Annotated in this window: 15 protein-coding genes; 8 read left to right on the forward strand and 7 right to left on the reverse strand. The window is 41.6% G+C overall.

Going from position 1 to position 17494, the window contains the following annotated elements:
• Nucleotides 1-129 precede the first annotated feature (129 nt).
• Nucleotides 130-498, forward strand: coding sequence for a hypothetical protein (locus JMY05_RS04240; RefSeq protein ID WP_045447416.1), 369 nt, complete (start codon nucleotides 130-132; stop codon nucleotides 496-498).
• 833 nt (nucleotides 499-1331) lie between these two features.
• On the opposite strand, the gene JMY05_RS04245 is transcribed toward JMY05_RS04240, so the two are convergent.
• Nucleotides 1332-2189 (reverse strand): AraC family transcriptional regulator, encoded by an 858-nt coding sequence (locus JMY05_RS04245; RefSeq protein WP_045447419.1) that lies wholly within the window; start codon nucleotides 2187-2189, stop codon nucleotides 1332-1334.
• 185 nt (nucleotides 2190-2374) lie between these two features.
• Between JMY05_RS04245 and JMY05_RS04250 the strand changes: the two genes are divergently transcribed.
• A complete protein-coding gene (locus JMY05_RS04250; protein WP_045447420.1) occupies nucleotides 2375-2788 on the forward strand; it encodes an organic hydroperoxide resistance protein in 414 nt (137 codons plus the stop codon).
• 294 nt (nucleotides 2789-3082) lie between these two features.
• Here the strand turns inward: JMY05_RS04250 and JMY05_RS04255 are convergent, their stop codons facing one another.
• Nucleotides 3083-3454, reverse strand: a complete 372-nt coding sequence (locus tag JMY05_RS04255; RefSeq protein ID WP_045447422.1) for an MliC family protein — start codon at nucleotides 3452-3454, stop codon at nucleotides 3083-3085.
• 169 nt (nucleotides 3455-3623) lie between these two features.
• The gene (locus tag JMY05_RS04260) at nucleotides 3624-4544 is read right to left on the reverse strand and encodes a DMT family transporter (protein ID WP_201614240.1); all 921 of its coding nucleotides are present in this window, start codon (nucleotides 4542-4544) and stop codon (nucleotides 3624-3626) included.
• 360 nt (nucleotides 4545-4904) lie between these two features.
• Between JMY05_RS04260 and JMY05_RS04265 the strand changes: the two genes are divergently transcribed.
• Entirely contained in the window at nucleotides 4905-5588 is a 684-nt protein-coding gene (locus JMY05_RS04265; RefSeq protein WP_045447424.1) for a DUF421 domain-containing protein, read from the forward strand.
• Nucleotides 5589-5727: 139 nt separating this feature from the next.
• Here the strand turns inward: JMY05_RS04265 and creD are convergent, their stop codons facing one another.
• The 4 genes from creD to pnuC form a co-directional block, all read right to left on the reverse strand.
• The gene (gene creD, locus JMY05_RS04270) at nucleotides 5728-7320 is read right to left on the reverse strand and encodes a cell envelope integrity protein CreD (protein WP_201614241.1); all 1593 of its coding nucleotides are present in this window, start codon (nucleotides 7318-7320) and stop codon (nucleotides 5728-5730) included.
• 144 nt (nucleotides 7321-7464) lie between these two features.
• Nucleotides 7465-7989 carry a TIGR00645 family protein gene (locus JMY05_RS04275; RefSeq protein WP_045447433.1) on the reverse strand — a complete coding sequence of 175 codons (525 nt, stop codon included), beginning with the start codon at nucleotides 7987-7989 and terminating at the stop codon, nucleotides 7465-7467.
• 68 nt (nucleotides 7990-8057) lie between these two features.
• Nucleotides 8058-8639: an AAA family ATPase gene (locus JMY05_RS04280; protein ID WP_045447436.1), complete on the reverse strand. Its 582-nt coding sequence runs from the start codon at nucleotides 8637-8639 to the stop codon at nucleotides 8058-8060.
• Nucleotides 8590-9351, reverse strand: coding sequence for a nicotinamide riboside transporter PnuC (gene pnuC / locus JMY05_RS04285; RefSeq protein WP_045447439.1), 762 nt, complete (start codon nucleotides 9349-9351; stop codon nucleotides 8590-8592). The genes JMY05_RS04280 and pnuC overlap by 50 nt, the downstream gene beginning before the upstream one ends.
• Before the next feature lie 297 nt (nucleotides 9352-9648).
• Here pnuC and JMY05_RS04290 point away from each other — a divergent pair, with 297 nt between their 5' ends.
• From JMY05_RS04290 to dnaX, 5 genes are all read left to right on the forward strand, one after another.
• A complete protein-coding gene (locus JMY05_RS04290; protein WP_045447442.1) occupies nucleotides 9649-10794 on the forward strand; it encodes a beta-ketoacyl-ACP synthase III in 1146 nt (381 codons plus the stop codon).
• Between the two features lie 302 nt (nucleotides 10795-11096).
• Entirely contained in the window at nucleotides 11097-12188 is a 1092-nt protein-coding gene (gene prfA, locus JMY05_RS04295) for a peptide chain release factor 1 (RefSeq protein WP_055125440.1), read from the forward strand.
• Between the two features lie 202 nt (nucleotides 12189-12390).
• Nucleotides 12391-13929, forward strand: a complete 1539-nt coding sequence (gene lysS, locus JMY05_RS04300) for a lysine--tRNA ligase (RefSeq protein WP_045447448.1) — start codon at nucleotides 12391-12393, stop codon at nucleotides 13927-13929.
• 114 nt (nucleotides 13930-14043) lie between these two features.
• On the forward strand, nucleotides 14044-15306 hold the full coding sequence (locus JMY05_RS04305; RefSeq protein WP_201614242.1) for a hypothetical protein: 1263 nt from the start codon (nucleotides 14044-14046) through the stop codon (nucleotides 15304-15306).
• Nucleotides 15307-15375: 69 nt separating this feature from the next.
• On the forward strand, nucleotides 15376-17334 hold the full coding sequence (gene dnaX, locus JMY05_RS04310; RefSeq protein WP_201614243.1) for a DNA polymerase III subunit gamma/tau: 1959 nt from the start codon (nucleotides 15376-15378) through the stop codon (nucleotides 17332-17334).
• The last annotated feature ends 160 nt before the right edge of the window (nucleotides 17335-17494 follow it).

The raw sequence follows: 17494 nt of genomic DNA on the forward strand, positions 1-17494 counted from the left end.
TTGTCTTGTATAACTCTTTTATTTAGTCGATAATATTTGATTAAATCAAAGAGCTATTATTTTTTATACCAGAGTTTTTTGGTCGTTACTTAATATATTGATGTAGGTTTTTGAGCAGGATAAAAAATAATGATTAAAGGTAGATTGATAATATTAGGATTTGCATCAACTATATTTATGAGTACGGGCTGTGATGAGACACAAGCCAGTAATAATGAAAATGTGAAGGTATTCGCGCCAACAAGCGTAGAAAAAGAAGTGCAGTTACGCGGTAAGTTTAAAAGAAGCTTTGAGGTTCATGAGTTCGTTTCTGATAACATCATTTACTATGTATCAGATCCACAGCAGTTATTGATTGAAAATTCGAAAAGTCTCAATCAAAAAGGTTATTACAAATATTTCGAAACTTGCGTCATTGGTAACATTAGCCCCATCGGTCAATACGGGCCTCTAGGCAAATATCAAAATCAAATAACTATTCGTGAAATTTGCTCGTAGCTTTGATAGAGTAGGTTATCGTATGGATATCCTACTGATTTTAAGTAATTAACCCTCACTCACTATCGATAAAAAGTCTGGATTAGCAATTGCTAACTCAGCCTTTTTTTTGAGTGTCATTGTTTTTTTGCGATGGATAAATCTTTTATGAAACAAAAAAGCGAAGGTGGCGTCATATGACCTTTGCTCTAAAATTTAGCACCTGAGTAAAATTAGTGACTGATCTTTTCTGTCAGCACACCCATACTATAAAGCACGAATGCTATAACGGTCAGTGCTACAATAAATGGCGTGAGTATCCAAATCACCACGTTGATCAATAATGAGGGCAATAATCCATTAAATAATACCGTGTTTGGTGTAAAAAGTCCGTCATGACATCGACTGAACGCTTAGCTACGGGGAATAACAAGGTGCTTAGTGCCAGCATATAAATATACTTGCTAAAACCAGGGTCGCTCATGACCACCATAAAATAAAATACCAAAAAGTAAGTGACACCCAATGCCCAGCATTTGAGAGTATAGCTTAAACGAATCATATTAGTGCCTCCCGAAATATTCTGACGATCACACGTAGAAAAATTATCATAATAGTTGCAAAATTATGAATATATAATATATGTTATAATATGAATATATAGATCAAGTCAACTGTTTTTTTCTTGAGTAAGATATTTCGTCGTTTGTTCGGATGGAAAGAGGGAGGGTGTAGGAATCTGCTAAACAGATAATTACATTGTGTACGCAGTTGCTTATGAAGCTGTCAAGGCGCAGAGGAATTGCTTTAGTCAGAAACCATTATAGTAGGGGCATTATGGTAGAAGCATCATGTTAGACATTTAACTCACTGCTTGGATTTACTCCAAATAACCGCTTATATTCACGGCTAAATTGGCTGGGACTTTCATAGCCTACTTGCATGGCGATTTGCGATACTTGTGCCTCGCCGAGTTGAATCAGCTGCCGCGCTTTCATCAATCGTAGGCTTTTTTGATATTGAAGCGGGCTTAGTTGAGTGATTTCTTTAAAATGTTGATGAAATCCCGACACACTCATACCGCATCGACTGGCCAAATCTTCTATGATGACGGGCTCTTCTAAATGCGCTTTTAGCCAATCGGTAGCTTGGGCAATACGGTGGGTGTGACTGCCGTTAACCACCAGTTGCCGAAACTTATGACCTTGCTGTGCTGCGAGTAGCCGATAATAAATCTCTTGCTGGATTAAAGGTGATAAAAAATCTATGTCACTTGGATAATTAAGCAAGTCTATCAGCCGTTCGAATGCAGTTAATATGGTGTCTTCTAACGGCCATTTTATACCTTGATGCTCATAATCGGCATTTTTCTGAGGTGGTATTTGTGCCATGACTTCACGAATGAGCGCTAGATTTAATTTCATAGACAATACGATGACAGGCTTCTCTACAGTGGCGTGTTTGATATGCATGCTTATAGGAATATTTACAGGGCAGAACATCAGGCTGCTGTCATCAAATTTCTGGCAATCTGTACCTAAGTAAATTTCACGCGTGCCTTGTAAGACGATACATATACTAGGGTCTTGGATATAGCTGATAGTCTTTCTTGGTCTGTCGGCACAATAAAAAAACAAGCCTGAAATGTCTGATTCGATGGTTTGGTTTTTGGGTAATATACTAAGTAGCTGCTCAACCGTTTTTGTTTTCATGATTTCTACTTACTTTATAATTTGCCTAATAATATAAATATTTATAGGAATAGGCAAGGATGCTGGAGTAATGCTCTACCAGATTAGCGTGTTCACTTTTATAATGATGGTACCAAAACGCAGTAAGATTGATTTGCAGCGTATTGCCCAATACCAATAACATGCCAATCCATAAGGAATATATGATGAAAATTTTCTATAAAACGCGCGCAACGGCAACGGGTGGTCGTTCTGGTCATACAGGTCTTGACGATGGTTCGCTAGCTTTTGATCTGGTCTCTTTTCAAGAAACAGACAAGGAAGGTGTCAATCCAGAGCAGCTTTTTGCAATGGGTTACGCGGCTTGTTTTGATAGTGCTTTAAATCTGACCGCCCAGCAAATGAAACTGCCAATCACTGCCTCAAAAACCTCGACCCAAGTGGGTATTGGTATGAAAGCCGATGGTAGATATAACCTAGATATAGATTTGTATGTTGAATTGTCGGGTATTGATGAGGTTCAAGCGCAAACACTGGTCGAAACAGCTCATCAAGTTTGCCCATACTCTAATGCTACTCGCGGTAATGTCGATGCACGTTTGCATGTGACCGTGGTTTAACGGTCAGCCGTAGTTAATACCTAACGACTGATTCAACAGCTGTTTCTAATAACTATAAACAAATATAAAAACGACATGATTTTCAACTGCTTGGGTACATAAAGTATTCAGGCAGTTTTTTATTGAGTGATTCAACGTTGATCATTAAGATTAAATTATCAAGCATAAAAAGTTAAGCATAAAAAAGAGCCAGTAGTTTGACTACTGGCTCTTTCGTTTTCAATAGATTTGAATAAAAACATGGGTTTTATTCAAATAACCACCACGTATTATTTACGCTTGTTTCTAGGGTTATTATAGTTGGCAGTTCACTTGGTATTGTTGACCATTGTCTGATTTAATAGTCATGATGCCGTAATCCGCTTTGGTGTGCCAATCGTAAGTGGTTTTAGGGTTAACATTATTCACATAACGAGCGCCAGAACCTGATACCGCTTGCTCCATAGTGATTTTTGCATTGGTCAAGCCAACTTTAGGCAAGGTCACGTTTAGGTTAGCAGTTTGACCATTTGCAGTGTAAGCAGCAGTGAGTTGACCGTTGTCTTCACAAGTGAATGATTGGACTACTGGCTGAGTATTGGTCTCTGGGGTCGTAGTAGTTGGTGCATTAGTGGCGCAGGCAGACAATAATAGAGCAAAAGGTGCTACGGCTAATAATTTTTTCATAATATGCCTCAAAAGTATCGGTAAAAGTAGGTTGTTACTTCAAGCAACATGATACCGTAGAGAATGTAACTTCATGTTGTGTTTGAGGGCTATGGTAGTAATCTTATCTGTCTTTTTTATCACTAAGCCTCTATTAGCCTATTTATATTAAATAACGAATGAGAATATTTCACGTAGGGGCTTTTTCTCTATTTAAAGTAAATACCAATACTGCACCCAAGATAACCGAGCTTGCTATAACGAATGGCACGGTTAGTTGCTCAGATAAAAACACCACGCCTAATATCGCAGCCAGTATAGGTACACACAGTTGTACAACTGCTGCTTGGGTGTTTTTTAACAAAGGCATGGCCATATACCAGATGCTATAGCCTATACCGGATGCGATCGCTCCTGATGCACAGGCCAAAAGTACTCCCTTACTAGTGATGTCACCTAAATTGATGTTTTCCAAGCCTATATTGTCTAGATAAGTCATGCCTATCACTAACAGTATGGGCGCTGCTATCAGACTCCGAATGAAATTAAAACCTGTGGCTCGCAGCGGTGACACGCATGATTTGCCGCGTATGCTATATATGCCCCAAGCAGCACCACTGATTGCCATAAGCTCCGCCGCTAGTAACGAAGGCACTGCTGCTGAAGGTAGCATCAAATAGACAAACCCTGCTACCGCTACGATAAATGCCAGCCATTGTAAGCCGCTCAATTGCTCTTTTTTATAGATGCCCCAACCAATCATCGTCAGCTGAACCGCTGAAAATAGAATCAGCGCTCCTGTACCAGTATCCAACTCTACATAAGCAATCGAAAAGCATAGCGCATAAATCACTAAGCTCACGCTGCTTAACCAACTGCCTTTATCGTTTAAAATAGCAGCGTGAGCAATACTGTCAGGATCTCGCGCATGCTGTCGTAACCGATAAGCATGAATGGTCATGATAATACCTAGGCAGACAGCAGCGCTCAGCAGGCGCAGAATGGTAAAGCTCCAAGCATCTATATGACCCTCTGCTAACGCCATCCGGCAAAAGAGAGAGTTTGCAGCAAAGGCAATTAATGCAATAACGGTGTACAAGGTGGCTTTCAAAAATAATTCCTACAATAAAGAAGTTGGTTTTTGAATAAAATAGGCAAATTCGACTTTTAGGGATGTTGTTATTACCGCTTTTTTACCAGCAAAAATACTGGCTGAAGTGCGAAAACTGAGTTGCTAGTTGCTAGTTGCTAGTTGCTAGTTGCTAGTTGCCAATTGGGAGGTTTCTCACAACAGACCATATTTTATTGCACTCGCAGGCGAAAGTGTTTTTTAAATTGGACTGATGATAGTTGAATTAACAATAAAGGCCGACTGCAAAAGTGATGTGATGTGGATCAAGCGCATACTCAGAACGATTGCTTAAATGAATCGTCATAAATCAAATAAAAACAATAGATAGGAAAAAGTAATATGGATTGGGCAAGTATCTTTATTCATGACACCACTTGGGCATTTGCGCTTGAGATATTGGTGCGTGTCAGCGTCATGTTTGTGCTGATTATCTCGTTTTTGCGTTTGACGGGCAAACGCGGCGTCCGTCAGCTGTCAATCTTTGAGTTGACCATTATTTTATCATTGGGTTCTATCGCAGGTGACCCTATGTTTAACGAGGATTTGCCGATTATTCAGGCGGTGCTGGTCATGAGCGCCGTTATCCTGCTTTATCGATTGTGCACGTGGATTATGATGGAATTCCAACCTTTTGAAGATTTATTAGAAGGGAAGTCGCTCTATATTGTAGAAGACGGAATGCTGGTACTCGATAAGATTAAAAAGGGTAAAATGTCTCATGATGAGTTTTTTACTGAAATGCGCCAACAAGGGGTTGAGCATTTGGGTCAAGTGCGTACAGGCTTGCTAGAGACAGACGGTAATTTTAGTATATTGTTATATCCGCCTGAAAACACTGGCTACGGTATGCCGCTTTTCCCTAAGCAGTATCAACCCGTCGAAGAGATAGAGTCAGAGACGTATTATGCATGTATGCATTGCGGCTATGTCGATCATATATCTGACCCAAATCAGCTCTGTGAACGCTGTGAGAATGGATGTCGAGACTGGGCAAAGGCCTTGAATAGTGAGATCATTAGATGATAATAAATGAGATGATAGCTATATGAACTATCTATGAGTAGATCGAGCGGTCTTATGTGGGCAGGCTTAATAATAGCCAATGATACCAACGTAAGACAGACAGCCCTAGGCTAAACGCTTTTAACATGTCCTATCTGAGTTAGGCAATTTTATACCAATCAATTTTACGCGTCATGACCATCACGCAAGCGAGTAGCACAAAACAGAAGACAGCACCAAGCAATAAATTCATATCTTCGGTGGTTAATATGCCGAAAAACGCCGCATACAATCCTGCCAATGTGACAGTGAAAATCGCCGCTCGCTTGACGCCGCCCAGTACATAATAAGTATACCAACCAATGAGTCCAACACAGGCGCTGGCAGCAATGGCATACGCTTTCCAAAAGACAATTTGCTCAGCAAGTGGTAATAGTAAAACATAAAACACAAACAGCGCACAACCGACCAACAGATATTGAATAGGGTGAATACGACTGGATTTAATGACTTCGAATAAGAAGAAAGTGCCGAATGATACTAAGATTAATAATAAGGCATATTTCATCGTTCGTTCAGTTTGTAAATACACATCATTAGGCTCAGCAAAACTCACACCAAAGCTGTTTAGGCGCACCTTTCGATAGCTATCAGGTATGGCAGTGGCTTCTGCTGTAGCAGCGCCTTCCATTGCTATAAGCGCATCACCAGAAGCCATTGACTGGCTGTTGTTATCGAGAGTGGCCTGACTGGTGACGACACATCGGTTGTTGGCTATGCTGACACACTGCGACAAATCTTGATTGTTGGCTATTGTTAAATACTGATTTTGCCAACTGGCTTCAAAACCTTTAGCGGTAAGTTTCTTGGCATTGGGGAGCGCCTTACCAATAAAGTTTGGCGCATGCCAATTACTGCGCATCGTTAAGTTAAAGTTTTGTCCAGTCGGCACGGTGCTTACATTGCTAATACCAGCTAACGGTAAATCAATGACGATTTCTGTACTGGTCAATGACTCGCTAGCACCGTTAGTAGCAAGGGCGTTATTGCCATTCTGCTGGCTCGTTATATTTTTTATTGAACGCTGTAATATATCTTGCGAAATAGCTACTTCTACATAGGTCAGATTTTTCAGCAGCGCTGTCTGAGGGTAGGTCGCTTTTATCGGTTTTTTATCAATGGTCACCGTTGGTAGCGTCGCCACGCCGCGCAGATCTGATACTGGAATAATCAATTTTGCTGCATTCCAGTGGATGATGGTTTTTTCGGTCTGGGTGTTATTTTTATTGGTGGGTGTGTTGATGGAGCCTTGTGCGTTACTAGTTTTGCTCGTAGTGTCATATAAGCTGCTGATGGCTTGATCAAATGTATAGCGCTGGTCAAATGTCAACGCACCATCATAACTAGTCGCATGATAGATGCCACGTTTGTAGGTATCAGTGCTGACTTCAAGATTTTGTATGGCTTGGGTCTGACTGGCAAAGATAATTTCATTTTTTAAATAGGATGGTGCACATTTACTGGTTGTTTCAGGTGCTGTAATCTGACATTCAGGTGTAATTGTGGTAGGGATGATGATAAATGGGGTGATGACTTCTTGCGGATTGACGTGCTGCTGGGCAATTTCTTTAACCACCGACGCGGCATAATTTTGTCGTTCGTAGATGACTGAGCCAATCATACCGAGACCGATGGCAAAAATAATACAAAGCCCGGCGATGATGGACAATTTAGTCAATAGTGTTTTTTGCATGAAAGCTCCTCATATGAATCTTTAGTCCAAAACTGTGCATATAACAGTCAGTAGGTTCAAAGAAGATCATAGAGGAGAGATGAAGAAAAAATATGTAAGAACGATGGAGAGTGTGTGAAAAATAAGCCTTAGTGTTTTCTGGCATCAGTGTTTTTTAGTATCACCAACCACTTTATCCATAATAGCAAATAATAAACCAGACAACACAAAAGTCATATGAATGATGACTTTCCACATGAGTTTGTCCGCTTCACCCTCACTCAATTCATTAGGAATATCCATAAACGATTTTAATAGATCAATCGCAGAAATAGCGACGATGGCACCGATGACTTTTAGTTTTAGACCAGAAAAATCTACTTTGCCCATCCAACTAGGTCGATCAACGTGATCACCAGTGTCAATTTTTGAGACAAATATTTCATAACCACTAAATATGATAATTAATAATAAACTGGCTACTAAGGAGAGGTCGACCAACACTAATATATTAACAATGACGTCTGATACAGAAGCGCTAAATACAGTATTGAACATCATGACTGTTTTTTGAATGAACTTTATAAATAATAAAATAATCCCTAAGACCAGCCCTAAATAAAAAGGCGCTAATATCCAGCGGCTGTTAAAGATGGTTTTTTCTAGGTATCGTTCAATGTTTTTTAGCATGGAGATCTCTTAAGGCTCTTAAAGGTAAGGTTGTAGGTCATTTATTTATAACGTGGTATAGGATGGATTTAAGAAAGCCATTCGAGCACTTGTTGTACCCGCTCATCTCTATCACCACCTATGCGATGAAATGGCTTTTGGTGACGGGTCAGCTGACTTTCAAAATAAGCACTGATTTCATCACGTTGATGGGGGCTATCACGCAAATCATCGGCGACCCACGGAATATCAACTTCGGTTAATAAAATCAAGTCATAATGATGTGTTAACGCCGCTTGGATAAGTGCATCAGGGCAATCACCATAATACCAATTAGAATAAACCATTAGCTCAAATAAACTGGTGTCACAAAACAAGTAGCTGCTATCGGAATTTTGCGCGGCTTGTGCGGCGAGCTTATTTTCTAACTCAATTTGACCTTGTGCAATAGGGAGTAAATCCTCCCAAGTGCAAGTTAAGTGTTCCTTATTCCATTTCGCTTGTAGATAGGTGCGCATGTATTCTGGCACCCAAGGGCAGCCAAAATGCGCTGCCAAGTCGCGACATAGCGTGGTCTTACCAGTGCTCTCTGTCCCTAGGATAGCGACATTGATGACCGATTTAGGCGTATGCTGCTTTAGGTTGCAAGCGGTAACGTCGTTGCCATTCATAGTAAGCCCAAATTGCGATAAGAGTGAAGACTACGTATTGTAGCGCAGTAAAAGTGAGACCTTTATAAAAGTATAGCGGGACTGAAATAGCATCGGCGATTATCCAGAGTATCCAATGCTCAATTTTGCGCCGCGCCATCAGCCACATCGCCATCAAAAACAGCGCGGTGGTCAGCATATCGGTGTAATCGACCCACGTAAATAAATGCAAACCTAATACCGCGCCATCAAAGCTAAAGTTATTATTGATGACTGGTCTGAAGTAATACACTAACGCGACAAAGGCAATAGTCGCCGAGGCTAGTAAGGCGAGTATTGGCACATCTTTTTTATCGAGATGTTCTACTTGAATAGCATTCTGGGCGTTAGTCCTTGCTAACGACTCATTTTGCTGCTGACCAGTAGGGTTGATATAGTCTTGCTGTTTTTTTATGGCTGTGTTTTTCTTACTCTGTGTCCAATTGATCCAGCCATATAGACTCATCACCGTATAGTAGGCATTGATAAACATATCGCCAAATAATTGCCATTTCCACAATAGATAAACAAATATAGCGGTGCTGACGAGACCGATCGGAAATACCAAAATATTGGTTCTGCTGGCGAGTAAGACACTTGCTACCCCAAATATGACAGCAATCAATTCAAGAGCAATAAAGACAGTGGGATAGTCAGCGTATTGTCCAAATAACCAGTTAAAAATTTCTACCATGAGTATTCCCAAATATGAGCGGGTTTATGTCTCGCAGTTTTATGCGCTCGAACTGTGAACGCGTCGCTAGCAAAATGCGCCAATTATAACGTAGCTGCTCCAAAATGAAGTCAGGACTTTGCTTATTTTTCGCAACAAACAGATTATTTGTAACAAAGTATTAGAAAAATAATTATATTCAGGCATAATAAAGGCTCTGATTTTAAGTTTACAGTTATTCACTGAAATCAAACGACTGTTATTTTTCCACTTTTATGCTTATCCCAAGCCCTATAGTAGTAGACAAGGAAGCTTATCATGACGACTTGTATCACAGGCACTGGCCTGTATATTCCGCCTTATAGCATCAGTAATGAAGAGCTAGTAGATTCATTTAATAAGTATGTTGAGAATTATAATGCAAAGCATGCTGACGAGATAGCAGCAGGAACTTTGACTGCCCTAGAGCCTTCTTCAGCGGCCTTTATCGAAAAAGTATCTGGTATCAAATCACGTTATGTGATGGAAAAGGATGGTATTTTAGATCCTGAAATCATGGCACCAGTGATTCCTTATCGTCATTTAGGTGAAGAGCTGTCTATCATGGCAGAAATGGGTACTGCGGCTTTGAAAGACGCGCTAGCAGATGCAGGTCTTGAGGCGAATGACCTAGATGGTATCATTCTTGCCTGTTCAAACTTTCAGCGTACTTATCCTGCGGTCGCTATCGAAATTCAAAATGCAATCGGTATGATTGGTGGTTTTGCTTATGATATGAACGTCGCTTGTAGTGCCGCGACTTTTGGTCTATCGCAAGCACATGGCTCTATCGTTTCTGGTCTGGCTAAGCGCATCGCTGTGGTCAACGTTGAGATTACCTCGGCGCATCTAAACTGGCGTAACCGTGACAGCCACTTTATCTTTGGCGATGTCGCAACAGCATCTATCATCGAAGAGCTAGACACGCCAAAAGGTTATGAGATTCTTAACTCTAAGCTATTTACCCAGTTTTCGACCAATATCAAAAACGAATACGGCTTTATGGATCGCTCAGAGTTCTTAGCGGCACAGACTGAGATGTATCCAGACATTAAAGAGCCAGTCACCGACAAGCTATTCTTACAAAATGGTCGAAAAGTGTTCCGTGAAGTCTGTCCAAAGGTTTCAGAGGTCATCACTGAGCATTTACAAGAAAACGATATCGCAACGTCTGATGTTAAAATGATGTGGCTGCACCAAGCCAACGCCAATATGTTGGATTTAATCCTACGTACGGTCATCGGTAAAGAAGCGGATAAAGCGATTGTGCCAAGTGTCATTGCTGAATTTGCTAACACCAGTTCAGCCAGTCCGATGATTGTTTTCCATCGCTATAAAGATGAGCTGGCATCAGGTGATTTGGGTGTTATCTGTTCATTTGGTGCTGGTTACTCTATCGGTTCAGTGTTGGTGCGTAAGGTTTAATTTTTAAAGTACAATCTGTTACTAGAGGGTGTCCTCAATTTTATCAGCACTTTCAAAATGAGGACACGCCCTAATAAAAAATAGCTAAGAGCAATCTTAGCTATTTTTTTGTCTGTTATTTTTATTATGAGCATTTAATCACATTATTTAAGCAATATATTATTCAAGAATGAGGCGCTATTTGAGAATATAACGGGAAGAATGCTTAGAATATCGACAAGAATGCGTAGAGGTTTTAATTTATCCCGAAAAATTTGCTATAATCACGGTCTTATTCCTCTCATCCAATTAAAAGTCCTTTTATGAAAGAATCCTTACGCCTGCGTTTAGACCAGATGGTAGACCGTTATGAAGAGGTCACCGCCTTATTATCAGATCCTAGTATCATCAGCGATAATAATAAATTCCGTGAATTGTCTGTCGAGCACAGCGACTTGATGGATATCACCACTTTATGGCAGAACTATGTGCGTGCAGAAACGGATCAGGCTGATGCAGAGGCTATGCTGGCTGATGCATCAGATCCTGACATGAAAGAGATGATGCAAGAAGAGATTGATAACGCCCGCGAGACCATCGTAGAGATGGAAGAGGCGCTCAATGTCATGATGCTACCAAAAGATCCAAATGATAAAGTGCCAGCATTTTTGGAAATTCGAGCGGGTACAGGTGGTGATGAAGCCGCGATTTTCTCTGGTGACTTGTTCCGTATGTACCAAAAATACGCGCAGACACAAGGCTGGACAGTGGAAGTGCTGTCGGCAAGTGAAGGCGAGCATGGCGGTTATAAAGAAATCATCACTCGCGTATCAGGCAACAGCGTGTATGGGCGTTTAAAGTTTGAATCTGGCGTACACCGTGTGCAGCGTGTGCCTGAAACCGAAAGCCAAGGTCGCGTGCATACCTCAGCTTGTACCGTGGCGGTGATGCCTGAAGTTGAGATTGATGATACAGTGGATCTAAACCCAGCCGATATCCGCTTTGACACTTTCCGTTCAAGTGGTGCGGGTGGTCAGCACGTTAACACCACTGACTCAGCCGTACGTTTGACCCACATTCCAACGGGTACCGTGGTAGAGTGTCAGCAAGAGCGTAGCCAGCACAAAAACCGCGCGCAAGCGATGAAAATGCTGATTTCAAAGATTCAGCAAGTCAAAGTACAGGCTCAAGTTGATGCCGCAGATACCATCCGTCGTGATTTGGTCGGTAGTGGCGATCGCTCAGAACGTATTCGCACTTATAATTTCCCACAAGGTCGCATGACCGATCACCGTATCAACCTGACGTTATACAAGCTTGATGCCATTATGGAAGGCGACTTGGATGAGATTCTTGATGCACTGTTGCGTGAGCATCAAGCTGATTTGATGGCGAGCATCGGCGGTGGTGATTAGTAACCATCAGGATATTAATGACTGGAGGCTCAATAGCTGGTCGTGAATCCATTAATTCATAAAAGCGTGACACTGTCTAGATGACAGTGTCTGTTTGTTTATAGCTGTTTTTTTTACGGCTATCGACCATGATAATAAGTATAGATTTAATTTTGCAGTTTTCGTTTATTTCATTTAATTACCTAACAATATTGAGAGTGTTATGTCAAAGCACAATAATCAGAACCAAGACCAAACCCCAGTTGTAGAAGACGCTAACGAGCTGATTGCGCAACTGCAAGCCAAGCTAGACGATATCAGTGCTTCAGGCAAACAGCCGTATCCAAATACGTTTAAACGTACTGATTATGCGCAAGATTTGCAAACTGCTTTTGACGGCGTCTCAAAACAAGAAATTGAAGAAAAAGCGGCGAATGGCGAAAAAACACAGGTCAACGTGGCAGGTCGCGTCATGCTGAACCGTGGTGCCTTTATTGTTATTCAAGACATGACGGGTCGCATTCAGTTATATGTTGCACGCAAAGAGTTGGATCCAGAGACGTTAGCGACCATTAAATCATTAGATTTGGGTGATATTGTTGGCGTATCAGGCTATATCGGTCGCTCAGGCAAGGGCGACTTATATGTGCATATCGAAGAGTTTCAGTTATTGACTAAAGCGCTACGTCCAATGCCAAACAAGTTCCATGGTTTAGCTGATGTCGAAGCTCGCTATCGTAATCGTCATCTTGATTTGATGACCAATGAGACGACTCGTGATACCTTTATGATTCGCAGTCAAGTCATTAGCGGCATTCGCAAGTTTATGTTAAATGAGCGTTTCATGGAAGTTGAGACGCCGATGATGCATCCTATCCCGGGTGGTGCGGTGGCGCGTCCGTTTGTGACGCATCATAACGCTCTAGATATGCCTTTATATCTGCGTATCGCGCCTGAGCTTTACTTGAAGCGCTTAGTTGTTGGTGGTTTTGAAAGAGTGTTCGAGATTAACCGCAGCTTCCGCAACGAAGGTGTATCAACTCGCCATAATCCTGAATTTACCATGATTGAATTCTATCAAGCGTATGCTGATTATCATGACTTGATGGATTTGACCGAACGCTTATTTAATGAATTGGCGATGGATATCTTGGGCACAACTGAGATTACTTATCAAGAAGAAGCCATCAGTCTAAAAGCGCCATTTATACGTTTGTCTATGTCTGATGCAATTGCAAAATATGCCGAAAATTTCGATATGGCACGTATCAATGACCGTGACTATTTGGCAGAGTACGCTTCGACAACGCTTAAACAGCAAGTGAAAGAGGTGTTTGGTGTGGGCAAACTACAGACCATTATCTTTGAAGAAACCGCTGAACACCAATTGCGTCAGCCAACTTTCATCACTGAATATCCAGCGGAAACTTCACCACTGGCACGCCGTAGTGATGACAATCCTGAAATCACCGATCGTTTTGAGCTATTCATCGGTGGTCGTGAACTGGCAAACGGCTTTAGCGAGCTTAATGATCCTGCTGATCAGGCAGAACGCTTCCGTGGACAAGTCGCTGAAAAAGACGCTGGTGATGATGAAGCGATGCATTTTGATGAAGAATACATCGAAGCGCTGTCTTATGGCTTACCACCAACCGCAGGCGAAGGTATCGGCATTGACCGTTTAGTGATGTTGTTTACCGATTCTGCCAGTATTCGTGATGTGATTTTATTTCCGCATATGCGTCGCAAATTAGAAAGCTAGAACTGGTTTACTTGCCATAAATCCATGCTGGGACTAAACTGAACATAAGAAAGCTCTTTTGCTTTCAATGGAATGGTCCCAGATTCTTTATGAGACCTTATTTATAGGGATATCATGGATACTCAGCACGCGTCACCCTCACTTTGGCAACAAATGATTCACCAAAGTTTCTTATCTTTGTATGAGTTACCAGCAGATAAAACAACCAATCCTGAGCAGTTTCAAGGTTATGATTTTGTTTTTGAGTTTTCTAGCGCTATCATTTATTTGATCGTCAATGATGTAGTGATGCGAGCGAGTAGGCAAAAAGTAGACAGCGCTCAAGTTCGTGAGTGGAGAAAAGAAGTCGTCAACCAACTAATTAAGCGTCACGCTCAGCTTTATCTAAAAAACGATAGGTCGATGGCAGAAAGTAATACCTCGACAGCTGGTAAGGATGTTTATTTTATTGGTTTGACGTCACTGTCTGTCGTGCATCAAGATGATAAACCACAAGCATCCTCGCATACGGTTGATTATGAATATGGTAGTCAGTTTTTTGCTGAAGACTGTGTTTTAGATCTGGATGATGAGCAGAGTGTTTTACAGGTATTTAGCCATCAAAACTTTGTCGATATCATCAGCCAATTGGTTACGCCAAGCGATTTGTCCGCATTTTTAGACTTTCATCGCAGCCAGCTGACAGGGTTTGAGTCATTCCAAGACGAATCGACATTACTTACCCAGTTTTTACAGTCGCCTGACTTTCATCAAAGAGCGATTAGGGTGCAAGAGCAATTGATTGACAATCAGTTGATCGATCAGATTGAGCAACGCTTGCTCAAAGCTACAGAACCAGATCAGGCAGTCTTTGCCAAAGCACTCATGGCTGAGATTCAGAAAAATACTCGAATGTGGTACAAGCTGTTTAATAGTTTGATCAAAAATTATTATGAGGCAGGTCAACCACTACCAAAAGAGCCAGTCGATATTTTAGTCGATGAATCAATGTATACTTACGCTTGTTTGGTTGAAAAAATCTTAGCTTACAAAACGATGGATCAAGACTCTCGCTGGAATGGTTATGTTTGTCATGAGCACTCTTATCACGTGTTTGGGCGCCATTATCTGATGGTTTTCTATGCGCAAGATGATAATAGTTCGCTGAGTGCTGACAAGGTGCGCACGTCTCAACAAGACTTGTTATTGGAGCTCAATGCTCAAATGCAGGATCCAGTGATGGATGATTTTTTTTTGATTGGCGTAGAGTTTAGACCTTGTGATGATAGCGTCAATACAGAGGTGTACTTGGATGCCTTTTATCAAAAAGGCTCAGTGATTGACGCCAATACTCAGCGCTTATACGAACGTTTAGCACAACTTCAAGCGCAGTTATAATCTAAACCTAATATAGCCTACTGGTTTGACACTCCATCTATATTTGTATTATTCACATTGGCATTTATTATGACGCAGCAATATCAAGTTTTAGCGCGCAAATACCGTCCCAAAAACTTTCACGAGTTGATTGGGCAAACGCATGTTTCTCAAGCACTGATTAATGCGATTGATTATAACCGTTTGCATCATGCTTATCTCTTTACGGGCACACGCGGTGTGGGTAAGACCACGATTGCGCGTATCTTATCTAAATGTTTGAACTGCGATACGGGTATCACTAGTACGCCTTGCGGTGTGTGTGATAACTGCGTGGCCATCGATCAAGGGCGATTCATCGATCTTATCGAGATTGATGCGGCATCCCGTACCAAAGTAGAAGACACACGTGAGTTGCTGGATAATGTGCCGTATGCGCCAAGTCAGGGGCGTTATAAAGTGTACCTGATTGATGAAGTACATATGTTGTCCACACACAGTTTTAATGCGCTTCTTAAAACTTTGGAAGAACCTCCTGAGCATGTAAAATTCTTACTTGCCACGACTGATCCGCAAAAATTGCCGATTACCATTATTTCGCGCTGTTTGCAGTTTGTACTACGTCCGCTACCGCAAACGCTACTCAGCGAGCATTTGGCAAATGTTCTTACCCAAGAGCAGGTAGGCTATACGCAACCTGCGCTCTGGCAATTGGCCAGCGCCGCCAAAGGCTCGGTACGTGATGCGTTGTCATTGACCGATCAGGCCATTGCTTTTGGTCAAGGTGCGCTCGACGATGTCACTGTAAACGCCATGCTTGGTTTAATTGATGCGGCTGATCTGGTCAGTTTAATTACTGATATCTATAACCATGACAAATCTGCTGTCGCGGCTCATATAGAACAGATGCGCGCGCAAATGGTTGATGCGACGAGTATGTTTGATGGTCTTACTGAATTACTGCATCAATTGGCGTTGACTCAGCTGTTGCCTGAAGTGGCATTAAATGTGAATGAGGCACAGGCGCAAGATATTAACACGCTTGCGCAGCATATGAGTCCAGACGTTCTGCAACTGTATTATGAGATTGTTGTGCAAGCACGTGAAGGTGTTAAGCTTGCGAGCACACCAATGCAAGCGCTGGAAATGTGCATTTTACGTCTGCTGGCATTTCGTCCGTTGCCAGTCGATGAGATATTAAATCATACTTATGCTGGCTCTGTATCACCTGAAGTACCAGCTATAGAAGATGGAACATCTACACCTTCTACACAGTCATCGAATAAGTTATCAAATAGCCACTCGGCTTCTGCACCGCCATTACAGTCTTATGGCATTGATTATCAAGCACGAAATAATGATGATTTGCAAGTCGAGACCTATGACAATATTGAGCCAAGTTTGGCTCAAAATTCTGAGAAAAATCATGATGTATTAGTAACTAACCCTGAACCCGTTGTTGAGCCTGAACCCGTTGTTGAGCCTGAACCCGTTGTTGAGCCTGAACCCGTTGTTGAGCCTGAACCCGTTGTTGAGCCTGAACCCGTTGTTGAGCCTGAACCCGTTGTTGAGCCTGATGCAAATAATTCTCAGTTAACAAGGCAACTTGATGATCCTCGTACTTTGCTGCGTTGCTCACCGCAAGAACTGCTTGGTGAGTGGACACCAGAAAAATGGGATTATTGGCTACAAACGGCTCGTGAAGCGGAGATATTGGCTCAAGACGAATTGGCACTTGCGCGTCAAGGCATGATGACGGGCTTATGCGATGGCAAGGCAATATTTATAACAAGTGTAGATAGTCGGCATTTACAAACCACTTTTCAGCAATTAGCGGCTAAACTGCAACAGCAGTTCACCCAAGCAGAAATTGACTTGCAAATCGATGGCAGCGTCATGCAAGCAGAGGATAAGACGCCTGAGCGTCGCCAACAAAAGCGCTTGGTGCAAGCCAAAACGGTTGCAGAAGCAAGACTGCTTGCTACGCCTGTGATGCAGTATTTGAATGAGCGCGGTGAAGGAAAAATGGGTAAGGTTCAGTTGTATTAAACAGTCAGAAAAACTGTTGTTAAAATTATTTAAAAGTCTATATAGTTATTAAAGACAACTTTCATATAAAATATCAAGGCGATGTTGTACTATCGCCTTGATATTTTTGTTTTTATTGCAGATTAAATGGGCTTTTTTAAACAAGAGAGAAATATTTAAT

The organism is Psychrobacter sp. JCM 18902 (genome assembly GCF_904846615.1).
In the GTDB taxonomy this organism is placed as follows: domain Bacteria; phylum Pseudomonadota; class Gammaproteobacteria; order Pseudomonadales; family Moraxellaceae; genus Psychrobacter.

What these genes read in the sequence shown, in the direction of transcription:
- JMY05_RS04240 (WP_045447416.1), top strand. Translation starts at nt 130, where the DNA reads ATGATTAAAGGTAGATTGATAATATTAGGATTTGCATCAACTATATTT.
- JMY05_RS04245 (WP_045447419.1), bottom strand. Translation starts at nt 2,189, where the DNA reads ATGAAAACAAAAACGGTTGAGCAGCTACTTAGTATATTACCCAAAAAC.
- JMY05_RS04250 (WP_045447420.1), top strand. Translation starts at nt 2,375, where the DNA reads ATGAAAATTTTCTATAAAACGCGCGCAACGGCAACGGGTGGTCGTTCT.
- JMY05_RS04255 (WP_045447422.1), bottom strand. Translation starts at nt 3,454, where the DNA reads ATGAAAAAATTATTAGCCGTAGCACCTTTTGCTCTATTATTGTCTGCC.
- JMY05_RS04265 (WP_045447424.1), top strand. Translation starts at nt 4,905, where the DNA reads ATGGATTGGGCAAGTATCTTTATTCATGACACCACTTGGGCATTTGCG.
- creD (WP_201614241.1), bottom strand. Translation starts at nt 7,320, where the DNA reads ATGCAAAAAACACTATTGACTAAATTGTCCATCATCGCCGGGCTTTGT.
- JMY05_RS04275 (WP_045447433.1), bottom strand. Translation starts at nt 7,989, where the DNA reads ATGCTAAAAAACATTGAACGATACCTAGAAAAAACCATCTTTAACAGC.
- JMY05_RS04280 (WP_045447436.1), bottom strand. Translation starts at nt 8,639, where the DNA reads ATGAATGGCAACGACGTTACCGCTTGCAACCTAAAGCAGCATACGCCT.
- pnuC (WP_045447439.1), bottom strand. Translation starts at nt 9,351, where the DNA reads ATGGTAGAAATTTTTAACTGGTTATTTGGACAATACGCTGACTATCCC.
- JMY05_RS04290 (WP_045447442.1), top strand. Translation starts at nt 9,649, where the DNA reads ATGACGACTTGTATCACAGGCACTGGCCTGTATATTCCGCCTTATAGC.
- prfA (WP_055125440.1), top strand. Translation starts at nt 11,097, where the DNA reads ATGAAAGAATCCTTACGCCTGCGTTTAGACCAGATGGTAGACCGTTAT.
- lysS (WP_045447448.1), top strand. Translation starts at nt 12,391, where the DNA reads ATGTCAAAGCACAATAATCAGAACCAAGACCAAACCCCAGTTGTAGAA.
- JMY05_RS04305 (WP_201614242.1), top strand. Translation starts at nt 14,044, where the DNA reads ATGGATACTCAGCACGCGTCACCCTCACTTTGGCAACAAATGATTCAC.
- dnaX (WP_201614243.1), top strand. Translation starts at nt 15,376, where the DNA reads ATGACGCAGCAATATCAAGTTTTAGCGCGCAAATACCGTCCCAAAAAC.